We start from the raw sequence: 24576 nt of genomic DNA, 5'->3' as shown, positions 1-24576 counted from the left end.
CTCCGGAAGGCGTGTTCAGTGCGGGATGGACATCAGTTCATCGATGCCCAGCGCGAGGTTGAGGTTCTGCATGGCCTGGGTGGCCGCGCCCTTGAGCAGGTTGTCCAGGGTCGCCACCACGACGACCCGCTTGCCGCCCGGCGCGAGCGTGAAGCCACCGACCTGGGCACCGTGTCGGCCGGCGATGCGGCTGACCCACGGCGCTTCATCCACCACGTCGATCAGGGGTTCGCCGGCATAGGCCTGCTGGAAGCGCTCGACGATCTGTTCGCGGGTCTGCACGCGGTTCAGCCACAGGTTGGCGGTAAGCGTGATGCCCCGGAAATGCGGCGCGACATGTGGCATGAATTCAACAGCCACGCCCAGCTGCACCGACACCTCGCGCTCGTGCACGTGGTTGGTCAGCGCGTAGGGCATCAGGTTGTCGGCCAGCAGTTCGACGTTGTTCTTGTCCGACGGCGTGGTACCGGCGCCGGAGTAGCCGGAGACACCGAAGCACTGCGGCGGACCGGCCAGCAGGTCCAGCAGCGGATGCACCGCCAGCTGCATCGCCGTGGCATAGCAGCCCGGGTTGCTGATGTGCTTCTGGCCGTTGTAGCGGCCGCGGGTCAGCTCCGGCAGGCCGTAGTACCAGCTGTTGTCGAAGCGATAGTCGGCCGAGAGATCGACGATGACGGTGTCCGGCTTCGCCGCTTCCAGCGCAGCCACGAACGGTGCGGCCAGGCCATTGGGCAGGGCCAGGATCACTGCGTCCACACCCTTGGCCGCCACCGCGTCGGCGTCCAGGTTCTCGTACTGCAGATCGCCCTGGAATTCCGGGTGATGGTCGGACAGGCGCTGCCCGGCGCGCTCGCGCGAGGAGACGAAAGCCAGTTCCAGCCGCGGATGGGCGGCCACCAGCTTGATCAGCTCGGCGCCGGTATGGCCGCGGGCACCGACGATGCCAAGGGTAAAGGTCGAATCGTTCATGCGTGACTGTCCAGGCGGAACTGCAGGTGGCGCTTCACGCCCTGCCATTCCGCATCGATGATGGAGAAGATGACGGTGTCGCGCGGCGTGCCGTCGGCATGCCGCTTGTGGTTGCGCAGCACGCCGTCCTGCTTGGCGCCGAGGCGGGCGATGGCAGTGCGCGAGGTGGCGTTGAACCAGCTGGTTTCCAGCACCACGCTGATACAGCCCAGCGTTTCGAAGGCGTGCTGCAGCAGCAACAGCTTGGCTTCGGTGTTGGCACCGGTGCGCTGCACGCGTGGTGTGTACCAGGTGTAGCCGAGGCTGAGCTTGGGCACACCGGCATCCATGTCGTAGAAGCGCGTGCTGCCGATGATGTCACCCACCGCATCACGGATCACGAACGGCAGCACCTTGCCTTCGCTCTGCGCCTGCAGCGCGGCCCGCACATAGGTCTCGGCCTGTTCCGGCGACGGCACCTGGGTGTACCAGAGCTGGTCCAGGCCGCTGCCTTCAAGCGCATCGCGCAGGCCGGGCACGTGTTCCATCTGCAGCGGCTGCAGGGTTACGTGCTGGCCGCGCAGGGTGGGAACCGAGTTCCAGGCATCGTGATTGCTCATTGCTCAGCCCTGCAGGCTCGGGGTGCGCTGCGCGCAATGATCGACATAGGTCTTGATACGGTCGATGGAATCGGCACCGAACCAGAATACCTTCCAGTGGTCCTGCTTGTAGCAGCCGTCGGATTCGGCGTAGTAGAAGTGATTGATCGGGTTGCCATGGCGCGAGCGCCAGAACAGCTGCGGCGTCTCTTCCAGCATCACGTTCCAGACCGCACGGCCCAGGCCCTCGCCCTGCGCGTCGTCGAGCACGGCGAACTTGTCCAGGTACACGCCCTCTGCCTCGTCGGTGAGGATGACCGCGGTGCGGTAGTTCTCGCTGACGTAGGCACGCAACAGCTTGGTCTTCTCGAAATAGTCCGGCACCAGCGCGCGGCCGAAGCTGGATTCGATCAGGCCCTTCAGGCGCGGCAGGTCCAGTTCGTTCCAGGCGGTGGCGCGCAGCACCTTTTCACCCTTGCGCACCAGCGTGCCCGAACCCTTGTGGGTGAACAGTTCCTTGGCCAGGTCGGCCGGGCGCGTGATCGACACCGACGATTCCAGCGGCAGGCGGTCGAGCAGATCCTTTATCTGTTCGATCTTCACCTTCATGCCGCCGTGGATCCACGGCTGCGCGATCAGGTGGTCGTACTCGGTGGACAGGTTGATCGAATCGATCACGTTGCCCGCCTCGTCCAGCAGGCCGCCCGTGCCGGTCAGGAAGATGATCTTGTACGGCTGCAGTTCCTGTACCAGCTCGTTGGCGGCGAAGTCGGCGTTGACGTTGAGGATCTGGCCGCCGGCGGTCTCGCCCAGGCTGGTGATGACCGGGATCGAGCCGGCGCGCAGGCTGGCCTCGATCGGTGCCAGGTTGACCTTCTTCACCTCGCCGACCAGGCCGTAGGTATCCACATCCAGGTACTCGGCCTCGAACACGCCGCCGGTGATCGAGGTGGCGCGCGCGCCGTTCTGCTGCAGCGCCTCGACCAGCCGCAGGTTGGACTGCTGGAATACCCGGCGCACGATCGCCAGCGCTTCCGGCGAGGTCACGCGCAGGCCGTTCACGGTCTGCTTCTCGATGCCGGCGGCCGACAGTTCGGCATCCAGCTGCGGGCCGGCGCCGTGCAGCACGATCGGGGTCAGCCCGACTTCCTGCAGGAACGACAGCGAAGAGGTCAGCGCGTCGAGGTCGTCGCGCAGCACCGCGCCGCCGACCTTGACCACGGCGAAGCGCTTGGCATCCAGCTGCGAGAAGCGCTTGAGGTACTGGCTGATCTCCTTCGCGCTGGCCATGCTGGAAAGCAGGCGCACGATGGTCTGGCGGGTCTGGCGATGGGGCTGGAGGGCAGGAGACATTTCGGTTTCGTCGGAAAGGGAAGAATCAGGCGCCGGCGGCGATGATGCGGTGCACGGCGTCGGTGTAGCGCTGCAACTGCTCCAGCGTCACGAACTCATCGGCGGTGTGGGCCTGGGCGATGTCACCCGGGCCGAACACCAGCGTGGTGTAACCACCGGCCGAGAACAGCGAGGCTTCGGTCCAGAAGTCCACCGCGTTGCCGATCGGCAGTTCCAGCGCATCGGCCACGTCACGTGCCAGCAGGCGGCGGTTCTCGGCTTCGGCGATGTCGCCGGCCGGCAGGCTGGGGCCACGGAAGGTTTCGGTGAATACCGCCGCTTCCGGCTCGGCGAAACCGGCGAAGGTGGCCAGCAACGCGTCGATGTTCATCGACGGCAGCGGACGGAAGCCGAAGCGCACTTCGGCAGCGGGTGCGATCATGTTGGCCTTGATCCCGCCTTCGACGCGGCCGATGTTGAAGCGCAGGCCCGTCAGCCCACCGAAGCGCGCCGAAGCCAGCGATTCCACATGGTCCAGCGCGCGGTTGCCCCAGCGCATCGCCTGGTGCAGCGCGCTGGCAGCCGCATCCTGCTTGCCCGAGGCGTGCCCTGCACGACCGGCGAACTGCATCAGCACCGAGCTGATGCCGCGATGCGCCAGCACCGCTTCGCTCATGGTCGGCTCGGCCACCAGCACCGCTTCGTACGGAATGCCGCGGGCCAGGAACGCGGCGATGCAGCGCGGATCGTTGGCTTCTTCATCGCTGGAGAACAGGAACGCGGCATCACCATCGCTGGCATTGGCCGCAGCCACCAGTGCAGCGGCCGCGCCCTTGATATCACACACGCCCAGGCCGACCACGCGGTCGTCCAGGCGCCGCATCACATGCGGGTCGGCACTCCAGTGCGGCGAGTCCGGCACCGTATCCAGGTGCACGTTGAACAGGTACTTCGGCGTACCACGCACGGCGTACAGGCTGACCGCGCCCGCGCCATGGTCGATCACCTCGACGTTGAAGCCGGGCAGGTTCGCGCGCAGGTAATCGAAGATGCCACCGGTGGTGATCGCACGCGGCGGGTTGCGGGTGTCGAAAGACACCAGGGCCTGCAGGTGATCGAGCGTCTGTTCAAGCATGTGTCTGAATATCCGTAGGGTTCGAAATCGGTAGTGCCGGCCGCTGGCCGGCTCCGCAATGATCCAGCCGTGCCACGAGCCGGCCAGCGGCCGGCACTACCCTCCATCGATGTTGCGAGGCGCCGGCCAGCGGCCGGCACCCCGTCACAGGTCAACCACGATTGACCTGCGCATAGACAGTGGAGCTCATCCCGAACAGCTTGATGAAGCCTTCGGCCTCCTCCACGCCCCAGTCGGCCGACTGCGCGTAGGTGGCACCCTTGGTGTTGAGCAGGTGCGGCGACTTCACCGCCACTGCATCGACGCGGCCACCGCGGGTTTCCAGCACCACTTCACCGTTCACCTTGGCCTGCGAGGACTTCAGGAAGGCTTCGATGTCGGTCTTCAGCGGATCGTGGTAGAAGCCTTCGTACACCAGCTCCACCCACTTGCGCGCCACGTCCGGCTTGAAGCGGTTCTGCTGCTTGGTCAGCACCGCATCTTCCAGCGCGCGGTGTCCGGCCAGCAGCGAGACCAGGCCCGGGGCCTCGAACACGATGCGGCCCTTCAGGCCGATCACGGTGTCGCCGGTGTACACGCCGCGACCGACGCCGTACGGGGCGAACAGCTTGTTGAGCTGGGCCAGGATCTGGTCGCCCGGCAGCGCCTTGCCGTTCAGTTCAACGGCTTCGCCTTCAACGAACTTCAGGGTGACGGTCAGCGCCTGTTCCGGCCACTCGCTGCGCGGTGCGCACCAGCCACGAGCGCCCTCGCCCGGGGCTTCCCAACGGTCGATCTCGCCGCCGGACATGGTCAGGCCCAGCAGGTTCTCGTTGATGGTGTAGGCCTGCTGCTTGGCGCGCACGCCGAAGCCGCGCTCTTCCAGGTACTTCTGCTCGTAGGCGCGGGTCTGGGTGTGTTCCTTCTGGATCTCGCGGATCGGCGCGATGATCTGGTAGTCACCCAGCGCCTTCACGGCCAGGTCGAAGCGGACCTGGTCGTTGCCCATGCCGGTGCAGCCGTGGGCGATGATGTTGGTGCCCAGTTCGGCGGCACGCTTCAGCGCGGCATCGACGATCAGGTAGCGGTCCGAGACCAGCAGCGGGTACTGGCCCTGGTAGCCTTCGCCGGCCCACACGAACGGCTTGACGAAGCCTTCCCAGATGGCCGGGCCACCGTTGACGGTGACGTGGCTGGTCACGCCCAGTTCGGCGGCACGCTTTTCGATGAAATCGCGCTCTTCATCATCCACGCCGCCGGTGTCGGCGAACACGGTGTGCACGTTGTAGCCGCGCTCCTGCAGGTACGGCACGCAGAAGCTGGTATCCAGGCCGCCGGAGAAGGCGAGAACGACGTCTTTGTTGCTCATGGGAGTCAGGTCCACTTGGGGGATGGGAATTCGGTAGAGCCGACCGTTGGTCGGCTGGAATGATGGATGCGCCGCTGCGGGAGCAGCCGACCAACGGTCGGCGCTACCCCTTGTTCGATCTAGCGCCCGGCAACCGCCGCCATGATCGCCTTCTGCACGTGCAGGCGGTTCTCGGCTTCGTTGATGGCGATGCACTGCGGCGAATCCATCACCGCGTCGGTGGCCTTCACGTTCCGGCGCAGCGGCAGGCAGTGGCTGAACACACCGTTGTTGGTCAGTGCCATCTTCCGCTCGTCCACGATGAAGTGCTTGAACTGGTCGCGGATCGGCTTCTCCGGCTCCCAGTTGCCGAAGAACGGCAGCGCGCCCCAGCTCTTGGCGTAGACCACGTCGGCGCCGGCGTAGGCGCTGTCGATGTCATGGCTGATCTTCAGCGAACCGCCGCTCTCGGCCACGTTCTGCTCGGCCCAGCCCATGTAGCGATCGTCGAGGATGTAGTCGGCGGTCGGGCACAGCAGGGTCACGTCCATGCCCATGCGGGTGGCGATGGTCAGTGCCGAGTTGGCCACGGCGGTGTTCAGCGGCTTGGGGTGGTAGGTCCAGGTCAGCACATACTTCTTGCCACGCAGGTCCTGGGTGCCGAAGTGCTCCTGCAGGGCCATGACGTGGGCCAGTTCCTGGCACGGGTGGGTGATGGTCTCCATGTTGATGACCGGCACCGGCGAATACTTGGCGAAGCTGTTGAGGACGATGTCCTGGCGATCGTAGGCCCAGTCGATGAACTTGGGGAACGCACGCACGGCGATGATGTCACAGTAACGGCCCAGCACCTTGGCCACTTCCGCAATGTGTTCTTCGGTATCGCCGTCCATCACCGTGCCGAGGTTGAACTCGATCGGCCACGCATCCTTGCCCGGCTGCAGCACCACCGCGTGGGCGCCGAGCTGGAACGCGCCCAGTTCGAAGCTGGTGCGGGTGCGCATGGAGGGGTTGAAGAACACCAGCGCGATCGACTTGCCCTTGAGCTGGTCGCCGAGCTTGTTGCGCTTGAACAGCGCGGCCTGGGTCAGCAGCGCGTCAAGATCGCTGCGGCTCCAGTCCTGGGTGTTCAGGAAGTGCTTGGGGGACATCATCTTTCCTTGCGTGGCGGCGCCGGGTTCGACGCGGTGGAAGGGAAAAGCAGGAAGCAAAGGTGGATCGAAAAGGTTGCAGTTGCAGCTTTCAGCACATGCATTTTTGAAGCGCGGAAACGAAAAAACCCAGCCGGCGGGCTGGGTTTTTTTCGGACGAACAGCAGAAAGCTCCGGTTACCCAGCGAGGATGTGGGGTTCCGGTCGACGCGCACGCGAGGTCATGCCCGACGCCTGTCGGGCTGCGCTGCTGTCGTGCTGGAAGTCGGTGAGCTTCATGGCCGCCAATCTTTGCATGCGGCCGGGGCCGACGCAAGGGGCCGGGGTCGCAGAATCAGGGATTACCGGCGGCGCCCTGCTCGGGGCCGACCCAAGGGGTGATCGAAACCCGGATCTTCAGCCGGTTGCCGGGGTCCTCCGGCAGGCGCGACCGGTACTTGGTGCCCTTGTAGACGTAATCCACGTCATAGGCGATCGGCCGGCGGAATTCACGCCCGACCGGCACGATGCGGCAGTCGCGGGTCAGCATCGGGCCGTTGTTGGCCGGTGCCGGGGCAGGCGTCTCGGCGGCGGTCTCCTCGGAGACCTCTTCATCGCTGCGCTTGAACATCGAGCGCACCGAGTCCCAGAAGCGGCCGATCCGGCCCTTGTCCTCGACCGGCTCTTCACCGGTGACGTTGACCGGGGCCAGGGTGCGGGTCGAGATCGGCTCGCAATGCTCCTCGGTGCGGGTCGCGCGCAGGGTCTGGAACACCGGCTCGACGTTCAGCACCTGCGCATAGTCGAACTTCACGTTCTCGACGATCACCACCCGGTTGCGCGGCTCGGCCTCCTGCGCCTGGGCCACGGCGGCCGTCGCCGACAGGCAGGCCAGGGTCAGCAACGCGATGGATTTCAGTGGCGACGGGAGCAAGGACACGGCAATAGTGTAGGCAGTGACGAGCGCAAGGGGCTGAACATTACCCGTCCACGCCGTTCCTGCCCACCCCACCTTGGGTGGAGCCGGCGTCCACCGGTGGCAATCGGCGCCCCAAAGCGGGCCGACACGTTCTAAAATCACAGGCTTGTCCCCCAGCCACAGCCCCATGACCCTGCGCCTGCACAACAACCTGACTCGCCAGCTCGAACCGTTCACCCCGCTCGATCCGGCCTGTCCGACCCTGTATGTGTGCGGCCCCACGGTCTACAACTACGTGCACATCGGCAACGCCCGCGGCCCGGTGGTGTTCGGGGTGCTGGCCGATCTGCTGCGGCGGCGTTTCGGTGGCCTGCGCTACGCGCGCAACATCACCGACGTGGACGACAAGATCAACACCGCTGCGCGCGAGCAGGGGGTGCCGATCAGCACCATCACCGACAGGTTCGCCGCCGCCTACCGTGAAGACATGGCCGCGCTGGGCGTGGTGCCGCCGGACATCGAGCCGGAAGTGACTGCGCACATGCCGCAGATCATCACCATGATCGAGCAGCTGATCGCCAATGGTCATGCCTATGCCGCCGAAGGCCATGTGCTGTTCGCGGTGGCCAGCTTCGACGGCTACGGCAAGCTCTCGCGACGCGATCCGGAAGAGATGCTGGCCGGCGCCCGCGTCGATGTCGCCCCCTACAAGCGTGATCCGGGCGATTTCGTGCTGTGGAAGCCCTCCAGCGACGACCTGCCCGGCTGGGAATCGCCCTGGGGCCGTGGCCGCCCGGGCTGGCACATCGAATGCTCGGCGATGGCGGCCGCCCATCTGGGCGAGACCATCGACATCCATGCCGGCGGTGTCGACCTGCAGTTCCCGCACCACGAGAACGAGATCGCGCAGAGCGAATGCGCGCATGGCGGCAGGATCTTTGCCCGCTACTGGCTGCACAACGGCATGCTCAACTTCGGCGGCGCCAAGATGAGCAAGTCGCTGGGCAACATCGAGCGCGTACACGACCTGGTGCGCCAGCATCCGCCGGAAGCGCTGCGCCTGGCCCTGCTGTCGGCCCATTACCGGCAGCCGCTGGACTGGTCCGATGGCCTGATCGAGCAGTCGGTGCGCACCCTGGACCGCCTGTACGGCACGCTGCGCGAGCTGGCGTCGATCGAAGCCAGCGCGGTGATCCCGGCCAGCGTCGAGGCGACCCTGGATGACGACCTGAACACCCCGCAGGCGCTGGCCGAAGTGGCCCGCATCGCCGCCGATGCACGCCGCGCCACCGACCCGGCCGAACAGGCACGGCTGAAGGGCGAGCTGCTCGGCGCCGGCCTGGCGCTGGGCCTGCTGCAGGCCGATCCGGCGCAGTGGTTCGGTACCGCTGCGGGCGATGACGGCGACGATGCCCGCATCCAGGGCCTGATCGACGAGCGTGCTGCGGCCAAGAAAGCGCGTGATTTCGCGCGTTCCGATGCCATCCGCGACCAGCTGGCCGCCGAAGGCATCGTGCTGGAAGACACCCCGCAGGGCGTGCGCTGGTCGCGCAAGCGCGGCTGACCTGCCCTGCCCCGTGGCCGGCCCGCCGGCCACGCCCCCACTGTAGAGACTGTTGTGACCGACTCCCCGTTCCCGCTTGAACCTACCGCCGCCGAGGCCCAGACCGCCATCGCCGAGGAATTCGGCTTCTTCGGCGACTGGTCCGAGCGCTACCAGTACCTGATCGACCTCGGCCGCAAGCTGCCCGCCTTCCCGGACGAATGGAAGACCGAAGAGCACCGCCTCCTCGGCTGCCAGTCGATGGTCTGGATCGTGCCGGAAGGCAACGCGCAGTCGCTGCGCTTCCATGCCATCAGTGATTCGGCCATCGTTTCCGGCCTGATCTTCCTGGCCCTGCGCGTGTACTCCGGGCGCTCGGCACAGGAAATCCTGGACACCGAGCCCAGCTACATCCAGGACATCGGCCTGGCCCGTCACCTCTCCCCCACCCGCAGCAACGGCGTGGCGGCGATGCTGGCCTTCATCCGCGAGACCGCGCAGGCCCAGCTGCAGCGCGACCCGTCGTGAGCGAGCCTGCCACAGCCGAAGACACCGCGCTGGGCCTGCTGTCCCGGCCCGGTTTCGCCAAGCTGCTGGCCTACCGCATCTTCGCAATGCTGTCCTACCAGGTGGTGGCGGTCACCGTCGGCTGGCACATCTACGAAGTCACCCGCAATCCGTTCTCGCTGGGCCTGGTCGGCCTGGCCGAGGTGCTGCCGTTCTTCTGCGTGGCGCCGTTCGCCGGCTATCTGGTCGACCACCTGCCGCGCCGTCGGCTGGGCATGGTCGCCTGTTCCGGGCTGATCGCCACGGCGCTGGTGCTGACCGGCGTTGCGACGGGTTGGCTGCCGTTCGAGGGCGTGTGGCCGATCTATGCGGCCATCGCCCTGACCGGCATGGTCCGCGCCTTCCTGTCGCCAATCTACAACGCACTGTTCGCCCGCGTGCTGGCCCGTGACCAGTTCGCACGTGGCGCTGGCCTCGGCGCGGTGGTGTTCCAGGCCGGCATGGTGGCCGGCCCGGCGCTGGGCGGCGTGCTGGTCGGCTTCGGCGGCAAGGGCCTGTCCTACGCGGTGGCTACGGCCTTTGCGCTGGTGGCGATGGCCTGCCTGGCCACGCTGAAAGTGGAGGAGCCGGTGCACACCGGTCCGGCCGCGCCGATCTTCAAGAGCATCGCCGAAGGCGCGCGATTCGTGGTCGGCAACCGGATCATGGTCGGCGCGATGGCGCTGGACATGTTCTCGGTGCTGCTGGGCGGCGTGGTGGCGATGCTGCCGGCCTTCCTGCACGAAATCCTGCACCACGGCCCCGAAGGCCTGGGCATCCTGCGCGCGATGCCGGCGCTCGGTTCGGTGTGCGTGGGCCTGTGGCTGGCCCGCCACCCGCTGCACCGCAATGCCGGCCGCGTGTTGCTGTTCGCGGTGGGCGGGTTCGGCCTGTGCGTGATCGGCTTCGGGCTGTCGCAGCACTTCTGGCTGTCGGCGCTGATCCTGCTGTTCTATGGGGCCTTCGATGGCGTCTCGGTGGTGATCCGCTCGACCATCCTGCAGTTGGCCACGCCGGAAGAAATGCGTGGACGTGTGTCGTCGATCAACGGCATCTTCATCAGTTCGTCCAACGAGCTGGGCGCGTTCTATGCCGGCACGATGGCCCGTCTGCTGGGGCTGGTGCCTGCAGTGGTGCTGGGTGGGTTTGCGGTGCTGAGCGTGGCCGGGATCACCGCGTGGAAGAACCCGACGCTGCGGAAGTTGAATCTGCGCGACCTGCAGTGACCCTGCGGAGAGCGCGTTCGGCGGCGCCGGGCGTTTGACTGGCCACGTCACTTTCCCTCGATGAATGGGTTTGTCACTTTCTTTGCGCGCGCAAAGAAAGTAACCAAAGAAACGCGCCGCCATCCGCGAGCCGGTGCTGCGCACCGGTGCCCTGCGCTCCTCGGTGAATCAGGGGACGGCGCCGAACTCGCTGCGCTCAAACAGCGGCGCCTCTTCGCCCCCGATTCCCCTGCGGTGCTCGGCTCGCTACAAGGCGGACCCAAGTCAACGGCCACAACTGCCCGTGCCAGCCACGGTCGCTTACCAACGATCCCCCAACAAAAAACCCAGCCGAAGCCGGGTTTTCTGCATGACCATACAACGAGCGGGAATCAGTCGCCCTGCTGCTTCTGCAAGTGCTCCCAACGCTCCTGGGCGTCGATGGTGCGTTCGGCGGTGAGGCGCGCTTCCAGGCGCTCCAGGCCGATTTCCTCGCCGGTGTCGACGCAGTAACCGTAGTCGCCCGCTTCCAGGCGCTTCAGGGTGCTGTCGATCTTGCCGATCAGCTTGCGATAGCGGTCGCGGGTACGCAGTTCCAGCGAGTTCTCGGTCTCGCGGGTCGCACGCTCGGCTTCGTCGCCGATGTCACGCACTTCCTCGCGCAGGTTCTCGATGGTCTGCTTGGACTCTTCCACCAGGTCCGCGCGCCAGTTCTGCAGGCGCTGGCGGAAGTACTCCTGCTGCAGCGGGCTCATGTATTCCTCTTCCGAGGACGGCTTGTAGCCAGCCGGCAGGATCGGGCGGCCGGTGGCCTCGTCGGTCTTGTACTCGACCACCTTGTACTTGCTGCGCGGGGCCGGTGCCGCCGAGCGGGCGGCGACGGCCACGGCAACCTTGCCGACAGGGCGCGACACGGTCTTCGGGGCGGAATCGGATTTCACGGCGGTTTTGGCAGGCGATTTCGAAACGGGCACGGGATTCTTGGATTGCGGGGCCTTCGAGGCGGCAGGAGCGGCGGCCGGGGCCGGCTTGGAGGCCGGTTGGGCTGCTGCCACTGCCACGGTCTTGGCCGGGACAGGCTTGGCCGGAGCCGGCTTGGCAGCAGGCTTCGGTGCGGACTTCACTACTGGGGCCGGGGTCGGCTTTACGGCCGGCGCGGCAACATTCTTGGCAACCTTCTTTACAGCGGCAGGCGTGGCGACCGGTTTGGCCGCAGCGACCTTCTTTGCTGCGGGCTTGGCGACCGGCTTGGCTGCAGCCTTCTTCACCACCGCCTTCGGCGCCGGCTTGGTTGCTGCCTTCTTCGCCACTGGCTTGGCGGCAGCCTTCTTCACCGGCGCGGCCTTGCTGGCGGCCTTCTTCACCACCGGCGCCTTCTTGCTGGCAGCGGCAGGCTTGGCCTTGGCGGGCGCAGCAGCCTTCTTCGCCACCGGCTTGGTTGCCTTGACCGGCGTTTTCTTTGCGGTGGCCTTCCTGGCCGCCGGTTGCGAGGACGCTGCCTTGGTCGCCGGCTTGCTGGCCGGTTTCCTGGCAACGGGCTTTGCCGCCAACTTCTTCACAACAGGCTTGGCGGTTTTCTTGGCGGCCGTTGCGGCCTTCTTTGCAGTTTTTTTAGCAGCCACGAAACGCTCTTCCTTGGATTCCCCGGGGCCCGGGAAAGCGGGCCTTTATAGCCTACCCGACCCGCAGCAGCAACCTCGGCACCCTGCTCCATTCAGTCCTGGAGTCAAGGCGCCCTTGGAGGCAGTCCGACGAACACGGACCGCCTTGCGCGGTACGGAACCTGGCCAGCACCCGCAGGTGCTGGTACCGGTCGCAGGCCATCGGCGACATGCGACCAACGGCCCATCCTGCACAAATGCGGCCTTCATGCCAACTGGCATAAGATGACTGGGTGATCTCGCGCCTGCTCATTGCCCTGCTGCGCTTCTACAAGCGCTTCATCAGCCCCTTGCTGGGGCCACGCTGCCGTTTCGTGCCGAGCTGTTCTGAATACGCGATGGAAGCCATCTCGCGGCACGGCCCGCTGCGCGGCAGCTGGCTGGCTGCACGCCGGCTCGGTCGCTGCCACCCGTTCCATCCCGGCGGCTTCGACCCCGTGCCCGAGTCTCCCAACGCCCCCTCTTGCCGTTGCACAGGAAAACACTGACATGTCCTCCACCCTCATCACCAACGCCCGGATGGTCAACGAAGGCCGCACCTTCGACGGCGACCTGCGCATCGAGAACGGCCGCATCGCGCAGATCGGCAGCGGGCTGGCGCCGCGCGACGGCGAACAGGTGGTGGATGCGGCCGGACGCTGGCTGCTGCCCGGCATGATCGATGACCAGGTGCACTTCCGCGAACCAGGCCTGACCCACAAGGGCGACATCGCCAGCGAATCGGCCGCGGCCGTGGCCGGTGGCCTGACCAGCTTCATGGACATGCCCAACACCAACCCGCCGACGCTGGATTCGACCATCCTGGAAGCCAAGTACGAGCTCGCGCGCGGCCGCGCCTGGGCCAACTATGGCTTCTACCACGGCGCCAGCAATGACAACCTCGACGCGATCCGTGCCCTGGATCCGAAGAAGGCCCCGGGCGTGAAGGTGTTCATGGGTGCTTCGACCGGCAACATGCTGGTGGACAACCCGGAAACGCTGGATGCGATCTTCCGCGAATGCCCGACCCCGATCATCACGCACTGCGAAGACACGCCGATGATCGATGCCAACCTGAAGGCCTTCCAGGAAAGGTACGGCGATGCGCTGACTCCGGACATGCATCCGGACATCCGTTCGCGCGAGGCCTGCATCAAGTCGACCCGCCTGGCGATGTCGCTGGCGCGCAAGCACGGCACCCGCCTGCATGTGCTGCACATCTCCACCGCCGACGAGCTGGCGCTGTTCGAGAAGGGCCCGCTGATCCGCGCCGACGGCAGCCGCAAGCAGATCACCGCCGAGACCTGCGTGCACTTCCTGCACTTCGCGCGCCCGGACTATGCGACCAAGGGCAACCTGATCAAGTGCAACCCGGCCATCAAGGAAGTGTCCGACCGCGAGGCGATCACCGCTGCGCTGGCCGACGACGTGCTGGACGTGCTGGCCACCGACCACGCGCCGCACACCTGGGAAGAGAAGCAGAAGCCGTACGCGCAGGCACCGTCGGGCCTGCCGCTGGTGCAGTACGCGCTGGTGGCCGCGCTGGAGCGCGTGCACGAAGGCAAGCTGACCCGCGAACAGGTGGTGCAGAAATTCGCCCACGCGCCGGCACAGTTGTTCGACGTGGAAGAACGCGGCTTCCTGCGCGAAGGCTACTTCGCCGACCTGGTGCTTGTGGAAGACGTGCCGTTCACCGTCAAGCGCGAGGACGTGCTGTCCAAGTGCGGCTGGTCGCCGTTCGAAGGCACGACCTTCCGTTCGCGCGTGGCCTCCACCTGGGTCAACGGCCAGCTGGTGTGGGATGGCAGCAAACTGGTGGGCGAACCCGCCGGCCAGCGCATGACCTACGACCGCTGATGCGCGCGGCCCTATTTACCGGGGCGCTGCTGCTGGCGGCGCCCCTGCTCAGCGTACCGTCGGCTCACGCGCAGGATGCCATCGGCAGCCTGATCGACAGCCGCGTGGTGTTCCCGGCCAGTGCGTCGCAGGGCGCACTGGTGATCGGCAAGGTGCCCGCCGGCAGCCGCGTGCAGTACGCCGGCCGCCAGCTGCGGGTGAGCGGCTACGGCAGCGTGGTGTTCGGCATCGGCCGCGACGAGAAGGGACCATTGCGCGTGCAGGTGCAGCGCCCCGATGGTGGCAGCGAGACCGCGACCATTGTGGTGACGCCGCGCGACTGGCCCACCGAGCGGGTCAACGGCGTGCCGCCGAAGACGGTCAACCCGCCGCCGGCGATTGCCGAGCGGATCAAGCGCGAACAGGCGCAGGTGACCGCCGCGCGTGCCCGCGATGACGACCGCACCGACTTCACCCAGACCTTCATCTGGCCGGTGCAGGGCCGCATCAGCGGTCGCTTCGGCAATGCGCGCGTGTACAACGGGCAGCCCGGTGCCGGTCATTCCGGCATGGACATCGCGGTACCGACCGGCACGCCGGTGAAGGCACCGGCCGCCGGCATCGTCACCTTCGCCGGGCCGGACCTGTACCTGACCGGCGGTACGCTGCTGCTCGACCACGGTTTCGGGGTCAGTTCCAACTTCCTGCACCTGTCGCGCATCGACGTAAAAGTTGGCGACCGTGTGGAACAAGGCCAGGTGATCGCCGCGGTCGGCGCCACCGGCCGTGCCACCGGCCCGCACCTGCACTGGGGCATGAACTGGTTCGATACCCGTATCGATCCGCTGCTGGTACTGGAACGCAAGTAACGCGCGCAATGCGCTTTGGTGGGTGCCAACCTTGGTCGGCACAACCTCACAGAGCGTGCGGACCAAGGCCCGCACCCACCAGAAGCAGTCAACAGCGAAGATCGATCAACCGCGCGCAGCCCACCACACGCGCAACAAGGTGCGCACCGGGGTCGCTTCAATCGGCTTGCCTGCGGCCTGCGCGGCAACGCGGGCGCGCGCCAGGCTGGACCACACACGGCGCGGTCGCGGGCCGGGCACGCGCGTGCCCCAGCCCTTCAACAGATGCTGCGCCCAGCGCTGTGCAGCCGTACTGGCATCACCGTCCAGCAGGCTGCGCGGCACACCGGCCACGCCGGCATCCTGCAGGCGCTGGGCCAGGGTCTGCAGCTGCACCGCACGGCCGGCACCGGTGCGCGGCTTGTCCGCGAACAAGGCCGCCTCCACCGCAGCTACGGCCTCGGCGTAGTTGGCCAGCGCACGCTCGGCACCGGCCGCATCCAGTGCGACGGTGCGCGCTTCAACCAGATCCGGCAGCGCCTCGGCCAGCTGCGCCCATGGCGCGCGCACGGGCTCCAGCAGACGGCCCAGTGGATGGCGCGAACGATGCCCGGCCCAGCTGCGCAGCTCCTCGCCCCACCATGCCAGCTTGGCATCGGCCGGCAGCGGATCGCCGCCGGTATTGAGCATGTCGTCGAACTCCTGCAGCAGCGCGAACCACGCCACGGCAAGCTCGCGTTGTGATTCGGCCACGAACGGGGCGGCCACCGACCATTCCGGCCAACGGCTGCGCCACTTGTCGAGGAAACTGTCCAGCGCGGTACTGCTCACTACGTGATTCCTTACGGCTGGGCCGGGGCTGCCGGCCGGGTCGGCCAGAGACTGGCCAGTTGCAGAAGTTCGGCGTTCTCGACCAGCACGTCGGCCTGCCAGGCCAGCGGGTCGTCGCTGTGCAGGCGGTAGCCCCACAGCGCCGCCACCGACGGCATGGCGGCAGCGCGTGCGGCGATGATGTCGCGCTCGTCGTCACCCACGTACACGCAGTCTTCGGCGGCAATGCCAATGGCCTGCGCAGCGTGCAGCAGCGGCAGCGGGTGCGGCTTGCGTTCGGCCAGGCTGTCACCACCGACCAGTACCGCACAGCGCTGCTGCCAGCCATGCTGCGGCAGGATCAGGCGCGCCAGGTACTCGGGTTTGTTGGTGACGATGCCCCACACCGTACCGGCCTCATCCAGCGCGGCGAGCATGCCGGCCACGCCGTCGAACAGCACTGCGTGCTGGCCGATCAATGCTTCATAGCGCTGCAGGAATTCCGGGATCAGTGCATCGCGCGCAGCGGCATCCAGGTCCGGGAACGCGGCCGAGACCATCGCCCGCGAGCCCTTCGACACCACCGGGCGCAGTGCGGCCGAATCGATGGGTGCACGACCACGTTCGGCCAGCATCGCGTTGCAGGTGGCGACGAAGTCCGGCGCGCTGTCCAGCAACGTGCCATCCAGGTCGAACAGCACCGCACGCGGGAAGCGGGCGGAGGTCATGCCGGCTTGACCGCGTAGGCCAGGTAGTTGATGTCGGTGCGGCTGCTCAGGCGGGCGTGGTTGCGCCACGGCTCGTAGGCCATGCCGCTGACGTCCACCAGCTGCATGTCGGCCTCGCGCAGCCAGCGCGCCAGCTCGGCCGGCCTGATGAATTCCTGGTAGTGGTGCGTGCCCTTGGGCAGCAGCCGCGCCACGTACTCGGCACCGACAATCGCCACTGCGAAGGCGGCAGCGGTGCGGTTGATGGTCGACAGGAACAGGTGGCCGCCCGGCTTCAGCAGGCGCTTGCAGGCCTCGATGATCGCGCCCGGGTCTGGCACGTGCTCCAGCATTTCCATGCAGGTCACCACATCGAAGCTGCCCGGCTGCTCGGCGGCCAGGTCCTCGGCGGCCTGCACCCGGTAATCGACCTTGGCGCCGCTTTCCAGCGCATGCAGGCGCGCGACCTTGACCAGCTCCGGGGCCAGGTCGATGGCGGTGACGTCGGCGCCGGCCTGGGCCAGCGCTTCGCTCAACAGGCCGCCACCGCAACCGATGTCGAGTACGCGTGCGCCGCGCAGCGGAACGCGGTCGGCCACGTATTTCAGGCGCACCGGGTTCAGCGCATGCAGCGGCTTCTGCGGGCCGTCAGCGTCCCACCAGCGGTTGGCCAGCGCGGCGAACTTGTCCAGCTCGGCCTGATCGAAATTGGAGGAAGCGTGGGGGGCAGTCATGAGGGAGTCCTTGCGGCGCCGGGGTTCAGGCGCGGATATGACGGATGCGCTCGCGCCACTGGCGCGCGTTGGCGATGATGCCCGGCAGGTCCATGCCGACCAGCTCGCGCTGCACCAGCTTCGGCTTGCCGGCGATCCAGACGTCGCTGACCTGCTGGCGGCCGGTGGCGTACACCAGCTGCGACAGCACGTTGTGCAGCGGCTGGGTTTCCAGTGCGGACAGGTCGACGCAGACCAGGTCGGCCTGCTTGCCGACTTCGATCGAACCGATGCGCTCGCCGAAGCCCAGCGCGCGGGCACCGCCCAGGGTGGACGCGCGCAGCGTGGTCGCCGCGTCCAGCGCGGTGGCGTCATCGGCCACGGCCTTGGCCAGGATCGCCGCGGTGCGGTTCTCGCTGAACATGTCCAGGTCGTTGTTGCTGGCGCAGCCATCGGTGCCGATCGCCAGGTTCACGCCGGCGCGCTGCAGGGCGCAGGCCGGGCAGAAACCGGAGGCGAGCTTCAGGTTCGATTCCGGGCAATGCACCACGCTGACGCCACGCTCGGCGCACAGGTGGATTTCCGCATCGGTCAGCTGGGTCATGTGCACCGCGATCAGGCGGTCGTTGACCAGGCCGAGGCGATCCAGCCGCGCCAGCGGGCGCTGGCCGTGCAGCTTGATCGAATCGTTGATCTCCTGCGCGGTCTCGTGGGTGTGCAGGTGCACCTGCATGTCGAGCTGGTCGGACAGCATCCGCACCCGCTCGAAGTTGGCATCGTTGACCGTATAGGGCGCATGCGGCGCGAACGCGGTGCCGATCAGCGGATCGGTGCGCCACTGGTCGTGCAGTTCACCGGCCTTGGCGAAGTACTCGTCGTCGGTCTTGGCCCAGGCGGTGGGGAAATCGATGATGACCGCGCCGACCAGCGCGCGGAAACCATGCTTCTTGTAGACGGCGGCCTGCACATCGCCGAAGAAGTAGTTCTCGTTGGCGCAGGTGGTGCCGCCGCGCAGCATCTCGGCGATGGCCAGGGTGGTGCCGTCGGCGACGAATTCGGGGCCGATCACCGCCGCTTCCACCGGCCAGATGTGCTGCTGCAGCCAGGTCATCAGCGGCAGGTCGTCGGCGACGCCGCGCAGCAGGGTCATCGGGTTGTGCGTGTGCGCATTGACCAGGCCCGGCATCAGCGCCGCCTCGGGGCGGCTGACCACCTGGGTGGCGCGGAACCGTGCGCGCGCCTCGGCACGCGGCAGGATGGCCACGATCTCGCTGCCACGCACGGCAACGGCATGGTCTTCCAGCACCACCGCATGCGGCTCGATCGGAACGACGTAACCGGCTTCGATGAGCAGGTCGCAGGCTTCGGGGAGGTGCGGGCTATCGCTCATGCGGGCTCACTGGCTGGGGGGCGGCGAGATACTTCTGGGGGACACGCCCCTGAGTCAGGGGCTGCCGCGAAGCGGCGGGGTCTGGAGACCCGTGAAGCGGAGCCCATGATCTGCCGAAGCAGATCATGGGAGCGCCAGCGCGAACGCGATGGCGCGTATCCGGCCAGCGGCCGGCACTACCGTAATCCGGCTGCGCCGGATTACTTGACGCGTGCGGAGTATTCGCCCGAACGGGTGTCGACGCGGATCACTTCGTCCTGGTTCACGAACAGCGGCACGCGGACCACGGCGCCGGTTTCCAGGGTGGCCGGCTTGCCGCCGCCGCCCGAGGTGTCGCCACGGACGCCCGGATCGGTTTCGGTGATCTTCAGCTCGACGAAGTTCGGCGGCTGCACGAAGATCGGCTCACCGTTCCACAGGGTGACCACGCAGGACTCCTCGCCCTTCAGCCACTTCTCGGCGCCGCCCATGCCGGCCTTGGTGGCCTGGACCTGCTCGAAGGATTCCGGGTCCATGAAGTGCCAGTACTCGCCGTCGCTGTACATGAAGTTCATGTCGGTATCGACGACGTCGGCTGCATCCAGCGAGTCGGTCGACTTCATGGTCACTTCCTGGGTACGGCCGTCCTTGATCAGGCGGTACTTCACGCGGGTGAAGGCCTGGCCCTTGCCCGGCTTGACGTATTCGGTGTCGATGATGACGGCCGGTTGGTTGTTGACCAGGATCTTCATCCCGTTCTTGACGTCGTTCATGCCGTAGCTGGCCATGCGTAAACTCCTGAGTGGCAAAAACGCCGCGGGTGCGGCGAGCCGTTAGAATGGAAAGCCCACCGGGTGCCGGTGGGCGACTGTTTTTCTGCCCCCATGATAACCGCAGGCCCCCTCTCCATGCAGCTTTCCGCCTTCCCCCGGCCCCAGTCGCCAGGCGCGCCCGCGCGCTGGCAGCAGCTCTGGCGCCAGGCACTGCGCGACCCGCAGGCGCTGCTGGCCCGGCTGCAGCTGGACCCGGCGGCACTGGGCGTCTCCGAAGCGGCCATGGCCCAGTTCGCGCTGCGCGTGCCGGAGGGGTTCGTGGCCCGCATGCGCAAGGGCGATCCGGCCGATCCGCTGCTGCGGCAGGTGCTGCCGATCGACGAGGAAATGCGCCCGGCGCCCGGGTTCAGCTTCGATGCGGTGGGTGATGGTGCGGCCAAGAAGGCCACCGGCGTCATCCAGAAGTACCGTGGCCGCGCCCTGCTGGTGGCGACGGGCAGCTGTGCGATCAACTGCCGCTACTGCTTCCGCCGCCACTTCGACTATGGCGCGGAGAACGCCGCCAAGGGTGGCTGGCAGGAAGCCGTAGCCGCCATCGCCGCCGACCCGGACATCGACGAGGTGATCCTGTCCGGCGGTGACCCGCTGTCGCTGGCCACGCACAAGCTGGTCGAGCTGACCGACGCCCTGCGCGCGATCCCGCATATCCGCCGCCTGCGCATCCATACCCGGCTGCCGATCGTGCTGCCCGAGCGCGTGGACGATGAACTGGTCTCCTGGCTGGGCAGCCTGCCGTGGCCGCTGGCGGTCGTGGTCCACGCCAACCATGCCAATGAATTCGATGCCAGCGTGGACGCGGCGATGGCCCGCCTGCGCGGCATCGGCGCCCAGCTGCTGAACCAGGCGGTATTGCTGCGCGGGGTCAACGACAGCGTGCAGGCCCTGCAGGACCTGAGCGAGCGCAGCTTCGCCGCCGGCGTGCTGCCCTACTACCTGCACCAGCTGGACCGGGTCGAAGGTGTGGCCCACTTCGAAGTGGACGACACCCGGGCCAAGGCATTGATTGCCGGGTTGACCGCGCGCCTGTCCGGTTATCTGATCCCGAAACTGGTGCGCGAACTGCCCGGCGACCCGAGCAAGCGCCCGGTGTAACAAAAAAGGGGACGGAGGGAATTAAGTCGCTTATGCATTTGCGACTTAATTCCCTCCGTCCCCTTTTTTGGGGTCAGACGCCCGATTCGATCATCCGAACCACTTCGGTGGCGGTCACCGGATGGCTCAGCCAGTAGCCCTGGCCAAGGTCGCAGCCGCGCTGTGCCAGCAGTTCGAACTGCGCCTGCTGCTCGATGCCCTCGGCCACCACCGTGATGCCCAGCGCGTGGGCCATGGCGATGATCGCCGTGGTCAATGCGAGGTCGTCGGGATCACGCTGCATGTCGGCCACGAAGCTCTTGTCGATCTTCACGCCGTCCACGGGCACCTGGCGCAGATGACTGAGCCCGGAGAAGCCGGTCCCGAAATCATCCAGCCAGACCTTCACACCGGTGCGGTGCAGCTTGTCCAGCAGCTGCGCGGCAACCATCTCGTCGCCGATCACGGCGGTTTCGGTCAGCTCCAGGTGCAGGCGCGACGCCGGCAGCCCGGACTCATGCAGGCACTGCGCGACCAGCGCCGGCAGTTCACCGCCGCGCAACTGCCGTGGCGACACGTTCACCGACACGAACAGGTCGTCCCCGGCCGCCCCGCGCGGCCACTGCGAGGCTTCCATGCAGGCCGCGCGCAGCACCTTCGGGCCGATGATCTCGATCAGCCCACTCTGCTCGGCCACTTCGATGAACACCGAGGGCGGGATCGTGCCCAGTGTCGGATGCTGCCAGCGCAGTAGAACTTCGACGCCGACCATGCGGCGGTCGCGCATGCGGAAGATCGGCTGGTAGGCCAGGCGCAGTTCGCCGCGCTCCCAGGCCCCGCGCAGCTCCTGTTCCATATGCACGCGACGCTCGACCGCATGGTCCATCGCCCGGCTGTAATAGCGATAGCAGTTCTTGCCGGCCATCTTCGCCTGGTACATGGCGATGTCGCCGTTCTTCAACAGGGTGGTCGCATCGGCCGCATCGTCGGGGAACAGGGTCACGCCGATCGAGGTACCCAGGAACAGTTCCCTACCCTGCACCACCAGCGGCTTGCCCAGCTCGCGCACCAGCACTTCGGCCAGCACCCGCGCGTTGGCGGCCACATCACCGTCGCCCACCAGGATCACGAACTCGTCGCCGCCGAAGCGCGCCAGCAGGGCCTCATCGCCCCCGGCCTCGGTGACCGCGCGGCCGATACGCTGGGCGAACTGCAGCAATGCCTCATCGCCGGCTTCATGGCCAAGGGTGTCATTGACCCGCTTGAAGTCGTCGATATCGGCGAACAGCAGCCCCAACCGGTGATTGGCGGCACGGGCAGCCATCAACCGATGATCAAGCGCCTCGCGGAATGCCAGCCGGTTGGTCAGCCCGGTCAGCGCGTCGGTATAGGCCATGCGCCGCACTTCGCGGTCATGGCGGGCGATCGCATCACGCATGCGGGCGAAGCCGCGCACCAGCTCACCCACTTCGTCGTCACGGGTGTTCTCGGCCAGGGGCGTCTGGTAGTCACCGGCCTCGATGCGACGGGCAGCGACGGCAAGATCACGGATCGGCGCGACCAGGGTGCGCTGCACGTACAGGATCACCACCACGCCGATCACCACCAGCAACCCCAGCATCAGCAGCAACCAACCCAGGTGGCGGCTGCCGACCAGTTGCAGGCGCTCGCCAAGGGTGGCGTTGGCCGCCTGTTCGCGTTGCTGCACTTCGTCCAGCGCCATGCCGACGCGGACGCCGCCGATGCGCTGGTTGCCAACCATGATCGGCATCGTGTTGTCCAGCACCTTCGGCGATTCCTGCACCAGCAAGGTCTGCGCCGCCGCAGCCTTGGGTGCCAGGGGATCGGCCATCGGCTGGCCGAATCCCGGGACCTCGACCGAGCCGTCGTGCACCAGCCGGCCGCGCTCGTCGAACACCAGTACATAGCGCACCACCGGCTGTCGCGCCGTGCTGCGCACCAGCACGCCGACCTGGTCCAGGTCGCGGTAATACAGCGGGTTGGCCAGCGCATCGGACAACTCGCGTGCCATCGCCTCGCCGCGGCTGCGCACGCTGCGGTCGAACAATTCATGGATGACGCCACCGCTGAGGGTGCGCACCTCGCTCTGCATCGCCGTCTGGCGCCCCAGCAGCACCGCCAGGATGGCGACCACCACGACCATCGCTCCGCCCATCGCCAGCAGGAACCGGGCCTGCATCCCCGAGCCGAGCCACTTCATTCCACTTCCATCCGCACGCGCGTCAATCCTTGTTTCAATTCATCCAACCGCTGCTGCGCATGCGCATCGACACGGTGGAAACCGGAAGTGCCAAAAAACCGATGCAACGCGCCCTGTGCCTGCGGGTCGCTGGCTGCCTGCAGCAGGACTTCCTGCAGGCGGTCGCGCACCCGGGCATCGAGGTCGGCGCGGACCATCTCCACCGCACGCGGATAGGGTTCGGTGCGCAGCAGTTCGCGGAAATCGCGCCGGAATGCAGCCGGCACCCGCCGCTCGTCGTTCCAGTCCACGCTGCTCACCGCCCCCACATCCGCCATCCCCTTGTGCACGTACGTCGCGATGTTCAACTCGCTGCGCGCGAACACATACCCCACGCTGTCACGCCCTGGCACGTCCCAGACCCCGGCCAGGATCTGCGGCGACAGGCCATGGTCCAGCAGGGTCATCACTGGTACCAGGTAGGCGCTGGTGGATGCCGTGTTCTGCAGGGCCAGGCGATGGCCGCGCAGATCCTGCACCCGCTGGATGGGACTGTCGCTGCGCACGAAGAACACCGTCTGGTATTCGCGCACCCCGTTGCGCTCGGTCAACAGCAGCGGCCGCGCACCACTGCGCTGGCCCAGTGCCACCGCCGTACCGGAGGTTTCCGTGACCCAGTCGACCCGTCCCCGCCGCAGATAGCTGGCCATCTGCTGCGGGTCGCGGGCCATCAGTACCCGCCCCTCCTGGATGCCGACGTCATGCATGCGCGCCACCACGTAGTCCAGCAGGGGTTGCAGCTGCTCGTAGTGAGCCCGGGGGTCATCGCTGATCCGGCCCAGCACCAGCACCGGATCCGGTGCTGCATGCACGGCTCCGGCCAGCAGGACCATGGCCAGGCTCAGCAGTCCCCCCTGCATTGCCTTTCGCAGACCCGACACAGACGTCATCCCCCCCTGGGTATCCAGACAGACTACCCGAAAAAATGAGAACGTCGTCAGCTGTCCTTGCTGCCGGCCTGGGCCAGACGCGCCATGCGCTGGGTGTCGGCGAGGATGCCGCGCAACAGGCGCACTTCCTGCTCGCTCGGCTCGCTGCGCAGGAACAGGCGGCGCAGCTTGCGCATCGCCGATTCCGGCGCGCGGCCCTTGTGGAAATCGATCTCGCCCAGGGTGTCGCCGAGCTGGGCGAAGAAGCTCTCCATCTGCTCATGGCTGGCGGCCTGTTCGCGGAAGCCCGGCTCGGCGTCGGCGGCCGGCTGCGCGCCCAGCAGCTGCATGCGCGTTTCGTACGCCAGCACCTGCACGGCGGCGGCCAGGTTGAGCGAGCTGAACTCCGGGTCTGACGGGATGTGCACTGCGGCGTGGCAGAGCTGCAGCTCCTCATTGGTCAGGCCGGTGCGCTCGCGGCCGAATACCAGTGCGACCTCGGCACCTTCGCTCGCCTTGGCCACCGCACGGGCGGCAGCGTCGGCCGGCAGGTATTCCTCCAGCTGGACGCGGCGGGCACGGGCCGTGCAACCCAGTACCAGGCGGCAGTCAGCCACGGCCTCGGCCAGGGTGGCCACCACCGGAGCGTCCCCCAGCACGTCTTCGGCACCGGCCGAGCGGCGGAAGGCCTCCTCGTCCAGCGGCTTTTCGGGGGCGACCAGCACCAGGCGGGCCAGGCCCATGGTCTTCAGGGCGCGGGCGGCAGCCCCCATGTTGCCGGGGTGCTGGGTACCGACCAGGACGAATCGGAGGCGGGTGGCGGCGGGAAACTGGGACATGAACAGGGAAAAGGTCGAGCTGGACGATGACCAATGGTAAACTGTGCGGCCGGCCACTGCGCCGGACCCGCTCTTTTCCCCCGCCAGTCCATCTCTT

Annotated in this window: 23 protein-coding genes; 7 read left to right on the top strand and 16 right to left on the bottom strand. The window is 67.2% G+C overall.

Annotation, left to right across the window (positions count from 1 at the left end):
- Positions 1–15: 15 nt before the first annotated feature.
- The 7 genes from argC to AC5P6X_RS09295 all read right to left on the bottom strand — a co-directional run bounded on the left by argC (position 16) and on the right by AC5P6X_RS09295 (position 7390).
- On the bottom strand, positions 16–969 hold the full coding sequence (gene argC, locus AC5P6X_RS09325; protein ID WP_005414005.1) for an N-acetyl-gamma-glutamyl-phosphate reductase: 954 nt from the start codon (positions 967–969) through the stop codon (positions 16–18).
- Entirely contained in the window at positions 966–1568 is a 603-nt protein-coding gene (locus tag AC5P6X_RS09320) for a GNAT family N-acetyltransferase (RefSeq protein WP_108270382.1), read from the bottom strand. The genes argC and AC5P6X_RS09320 overlap by 4 nt, the downstream gene beginning before the upstream one ends.
- Positions 1569–1571: 3 nt before the next feature.
- Positions 1572–2900 (bottom strand): acetylglutamate kinase, encoded by a 1329-nt coding sequence (locus tag AC5P6X_RS09315; RefSeq protein ID WP_099606076.1) that lies wholly within the window; start codon positions 2898–2900, stop codon positions 1572–1574.
- A gap of 25 nt (positions 2901–2925) precedes the next feature.
- Positions 2926–4014: an acetylornithine deacetylase gene (locus tag AC5P6X_RS09310; protein WP_005410367.1), complete on the bottom strand. Its 1089-nt coding sequence runs from the start codon at positions 4012–4014 to the stop codon at positions 2926–2928.
- Between the two features lie 151 nt (positions 4015–4165).
- On the bottom strand, positions 4166–5362 hold the full coding sequence (locus AC5P6X_RS09305) for an argininosuccinate synthase (RefSeq protein WP_108270383.1): 1197 nt from the start codon (positions 5360–5362) through the stop codon (positions 4166–4168).
- Between the two features lie 119 nt (positions 5363–5481).
- Positions 5482–6492, bottom strand: coding sequence for an N-acetylornithine carbamoyltransferase (locus AC5P6X_RS09300; protein ID WP_005410369.1), 1011 nt, complete (start codon positions 6490–6492; stop codon positions 5482–5484).
- Positions 6493–6826: 334 nt separating this feature from the next.
- Positions 6827–7390, bottom strand: coding sequence for a glycine zipper 2TM domain-containing protein (locus AC5P6X_RS09295; protein WP_171039723.1), 564 nt, complete (start codon positions 7388–7390; stop codon positions 6827–6829).
- Between the two features lie 187 nt (positions 7391–7577).
- On the opposite strand from AC5P6X_RS09295, the gene cysS reads away from it, so the two are divergent.
- From cysS to AC5P6X_RS09280, 3 genes are read left to right on the top strand one after another with little or no spacing between them, the layout of a single operon-like run.
- A complete protein-coding gene (cysS, locus tag AC5P6X_RS09290) occupies positions 7578–8954 on the top strand; it encodes a cysteine--tRNA ligase (protein ID WP_005410371.1) in 1377 nt (458 codons plus the stop codon).
- A gap of 54 nt (positions 8955–9008) precedes the next feature.
- On the top strand, positions 9009–9461 hold the full coding sequence (locus AC5P6X_RS09285; protein ID WP_005410372.1) for a SufE family protein: 453 nt from the start codon (positions 9009–9011) through the stop codon (positions 9459–9461).
- Positions 9458–10705 carry an MFS transporter gene (locus AC5P6X_RS09280; RefSeq protein WP_088435928.1) on the top strand — a complete coding sequence of 416 codons (1248 nt, stop codon included), beginning with the start codon at positions 9458–9460 and terminating at the stop codon, positions 10703–10705. Before AC5P6X_RS09285 ends, AC5P6X_RS09280 begins: the two co-directional genes overlap by 4 nt.
- A gap of 371 nt (positions 10706–11076) precedes the next feature.
- Here the strand turns inward: AC5P6X_RS09280 and dksA are convergent, their stop codons facing one another.
- Positions 11077–12306 carry an RNA polymerase-binding protein DksA gene (dksA, locus tag AC5P6X_RS09275; RefSeq protein WP_005410374.1) on the bottom strand — a complete coding sequence of 410 codons (1230 nt, stop codon included), beginning with the start codon at positions 12304–12306 and terminating at the stop codon, positions 11077–11079.
- 272 nt (positions 12307–12578) lie between these two features.
- On the opposite strand from dksA, the gene yidD reads away from it, so the two are divergent.
- The 3 genes from yidD to AC5P6X_RS09260 are packed head-to-tail and all read left to right on the top strand — an operon-like array spanning position 12579 to position 15029.
- Positions 12579–12833: a membrane protein insertion efficiency factor YidD gene (gene yidD, locus AC5P6X_RS09270; RefSeq protein WP_005414016.1), complete on the top strand. Its 255-nt coding sequence runs from the start codon at positions 12579–12581 to the stop codon at positions 12831–12833.
- Between the two features lies 1 nt (position 12834).
- On the top strand, positions 12835–14181 hold the full coding sequence (locus AC5P6X_RS09265; protein WP_049451665.1) for a dihydroorotase: 1347 nt from the start codon (positions 12835–12837) through the stop codon (positions 14179–14181).
- On the top strand, positions 14181–15029 hold the full coding sequence (locus AC5P6X_RS09260) for a M23 family metallopeptidase (RefSeq protein WP_164222840.1): 849 nt from the start codon (positions 14181–14183) through the stop codon (positions 15027–15029). The genes AC5P6X_RS09265 and AC5P6X_RS09260 overlap by 1 nt, the downstream gene beginning before the upstream one ends.
- 105 nt (positions 15030–15134) lie before the next feature.
- Here the strand turns inward: AC5P6X_RS09260 and AC5P6X_RS09255 are convergent, their stop codons facing one another.
- From AC5P6X_RS09255 to efp, 5 genes are all read right to left on the bottom strand, one after another.
- On the bottom strand, positions 15135–15839 hold the full coding sequence (locus AC5P6X_RS09255; RefSeq protein ID WP_099484821.1) for a squalene/phytoene synthase family protein: 705 nt from the start codon (positions 15837–15839) through the stop codon (positions 15135–15137).
- An 11-nt stretch (positions 15840–15850) separates the two neighbouring features.
- On the bottom strand, positions 15851–16546 hold the full coding sequence (locus tag AC5P6X_RS09250; RefSeq protein ID WP_049451659.1) for a phosphoglycolate phosphatase: 696 nt from the start codon (positions 16544–16546) through the stop codon (positions 15851–15853).
- Positions 16543–17259, bottom strand: a complete 717-nt coding sequence (ubiG, locus tag AC5P6X_RS09245) for a bifunctional 2-polyprenyl-6-hydroxyphenol methylase/3-demethylubiquinol 3-O-methyltransferase UbiG (protein WP_049451657.1) — start codon at positions 17257–17259, stop codon at positions 16543–16545. Before ubiG ends, AC5P6X_RS09250 begins: the two co-directional genes overlap by 4 nt.
- A gap of 25 nt (positions 17260–17284) precedes the next feature.
- Complete coding sequence (locus AC5P6X_RS09240; RefSeq protein WP_005410380.1) at positions 17285–18628, bottom strand: TRZ/ATZ family hydrolase; 1344 nt, start codon at positions 18626–18628, stop codon at positions 17285–17287.
- Between the two features lie 200 nt (positions 18629–18828).
- Positions 18829–19395 (bottom strand): elongation factor P, encoded by a 567-nt coding sequence (gene efp / locus AC5P6X_RS09235; protein ID WP_005410381.1) that lies wholly within the window; start codon positions 19393–19395, stop codon positions 18829–18831.
- A gap of 120 nt (positions 19396–19515) precedes the next feature.
- Between efp and epmB the strand changes: the two genes are divergently transcribed.
- Entirely contained in the window at positions 19516–20532 is a 1017-nt protein-coding gene (epmB, locus tag AC5P6X_RS09230) for an EF-P beta-lysylation protein EpmB (protein WP_171039722.1), read from the top strand.
- A 73-nt stretch (positions 20533–20605) separates the two neighbouring features.
- Here the strand turns inward: epmB and AC5P6X_RS09225 are convergent, their stop codons facing one another.
- Genes AC5P6X_RS09225 through AC5P6X_RS09215 form a run of 3 tightly spaced genes read right to left on the bottom strand, consistent with a single transcriptional unit; the run spans position 20606 to position 24479 of the window.
- On the bottom strand, positions 20606–22732 hold the full coding sequence (locus AC5P6X_RS09225; RefSeq protein WP_088435930.1) for a putative bifunctional diguanylate cyclase/phosphodiesterase: 2127 nt from the start codon (positions 22730–22732) through the stop codon (positions 20606–20608).
- Complete coding sequence (locus AC5P6X_RS09220; protein WP_049451653.1) at positions 22729–23661, bottom strand: phosphate/phosphite/phosphonate ABC transporter substrate-binding protein; 933 nt, start codon at positions 23659–23661, stop codon at positions 22729–22731. Before AC5P6X_RS09220 ends, AC5P6X_RS09225 begins: the two co-directional genes overlap by 4 nt.
- A gap of 47 nt (positions 23662–23708) precedes the next feature.
- On the bottom strand, positions 23709–24479 hold the full coding sequence (locus AC5P6X_RS09215; RefSeq protein ID WP_099606072.1) for an RNA methyltransferase: 771 nt from the start codon (positions 24477–24479) through the stop codon (positions 23709–23711).
- Positions 24480–24576: the final 97 nt, after the last annotated feature.

This window comes from Stenotrophomonas sp. YJH_SMC_40 (genome assembly GCF_059368615.1).
The sequence above is the reverse complement of the archived record's forward strand: the minus strand, read 5'-3'. Positions and strand labels throughout refer to the sequence as shown.

What these genes read in the sequence shown, in the direction of transcription:
- AC5P6X_RS09300 (WP_005410369.1), bottom strand. Translation starts at nt 6,492, where the DNA reads ATGTCCCCCAAGCACTTCCTGAACACCCAGGACTGGAGCCGCAGCGAT.
- AC5P6X_RS09220 (WP_049451653.1), bottom strand. Translation starts at nt 23,661, where the DNA reads ATGACGTCTGTGTCGGGTCTGCGAAAGGCAATGCAGGGGGGACTGCTG.
- AC5P6X_RS09305 (WP_108270383.1), bottom strand. Translation starts at nt 5,362, where the DNA reads ATGAGCAACAAAGACGTCGTTCTCGCCTTCTCCGGCGGCCTGGATACC.
- AC5P6X_RS09250 (WP_049451659.1), bottom strand. Translation starts at nt 16,546, where the DNA reads ATGACCTCCGCCCGCTTCCCGCGTGCGGTGCTGTTCGACCTGGATGGC.
- epmB (WP_171039722.1), top strand. Translation starts at nt 19,516, where the DNA reads ATGCAGCTTTCCGCCTTCCCCCGGCCCCAGTCGCCAGGCGCGCCCGCG.
- AC5P6X_RS09315 (WP_099606076.1), bottom strand. Translation starts at nt 2,900, where the DNA reads ATGTCTCCTGCCCTCCAGCCCCATCGCCAGACCCGCCAGACCATCGTG.
- cysS (WP_005410371.1), top strand. Translation starts at nt 7,578, where the DNA reads ATGACCCTGCGCCTGCACAACAACCTGACTCGCCAGCTCGAACCGTTC.
- AC5P6X_RS09215 (WP_099606072.1), bottom strand. Translation starts at nt 24,479, where the DNA reads ATGTCCCAGTTTCCCGCCGCCACCCGCCTCCGATTCGTCCTGGTCGGT.
- AC5P6X_RS09320 (WP_108270382.1), bottom strand. Translation starts at nt 1,568, where the DNA reads ATGAGCAATCACGATGCCTGGAACTCGGTTCCCACCCTGCGCGGCCAG.
- efp (WP_005410381.1), bottom strand. Translation starts at nt 19,395, where the DNA reads ATGGCCAGCTACGGCATGAACGACGTCAAGAACGGGATGAAGATCCTG.
- AC5P6X_RS09225 (WP_088435930.1), bottom strand. Translation starts at nt 22,732, where the DNA reads ATGAAGTGGCTCGGCTCGGGGATGCAGGCCCGGTTCCTGCTGGCGATG.
- ubiG (WP_049451657.1), bottom strand. Translation starts at nt 17,259, where the DNA reads ATGACTGCCCCCCACGCTTCCTCCAATTTCGATCAGGCCGAGCTGGAC.
- AC5P6X_RS09260 (WP_164222840.1), top strand. Translation starts at nt 14,181, where the DNA reads ATGCGCGCGGCCCTATTTACCGGGGCGCTGCTGCTGGCGGCGCCCCTG.
- AC5P6X_RS09240 (WP_005410380.1), bottom strand. Translation starts at nt 18,628, where the DNA reads ATGAGCGATAGCCCGCACCTCCCCGAAGCCTGCGACCTGCTCATCGAA.
- AC5P6X_RS09310 (WP_005410367.1), bottom strand. Translation starts at nt 4,014, where the DNA reads ATGCTTGAACAGACGCTCGATCACCTGCAGGCCCTGGTGTCTTTCGAC.
- AC5P6X_RS09265 (WP_049451665.1), top strand. Translation starts at nt 12,835, where the DNA reads ATGTCCTCCACCCTCATCACCAACGCCCGGATGGTCAACGAAGGCCGC.
- argC (WP_005414005.1), bottom strand. Translation starts at nt 969, where the DNA reads ATGAACGATTCGACCTTTACCCTTGGCATCGTCGGTGCCCGCGGCCAT.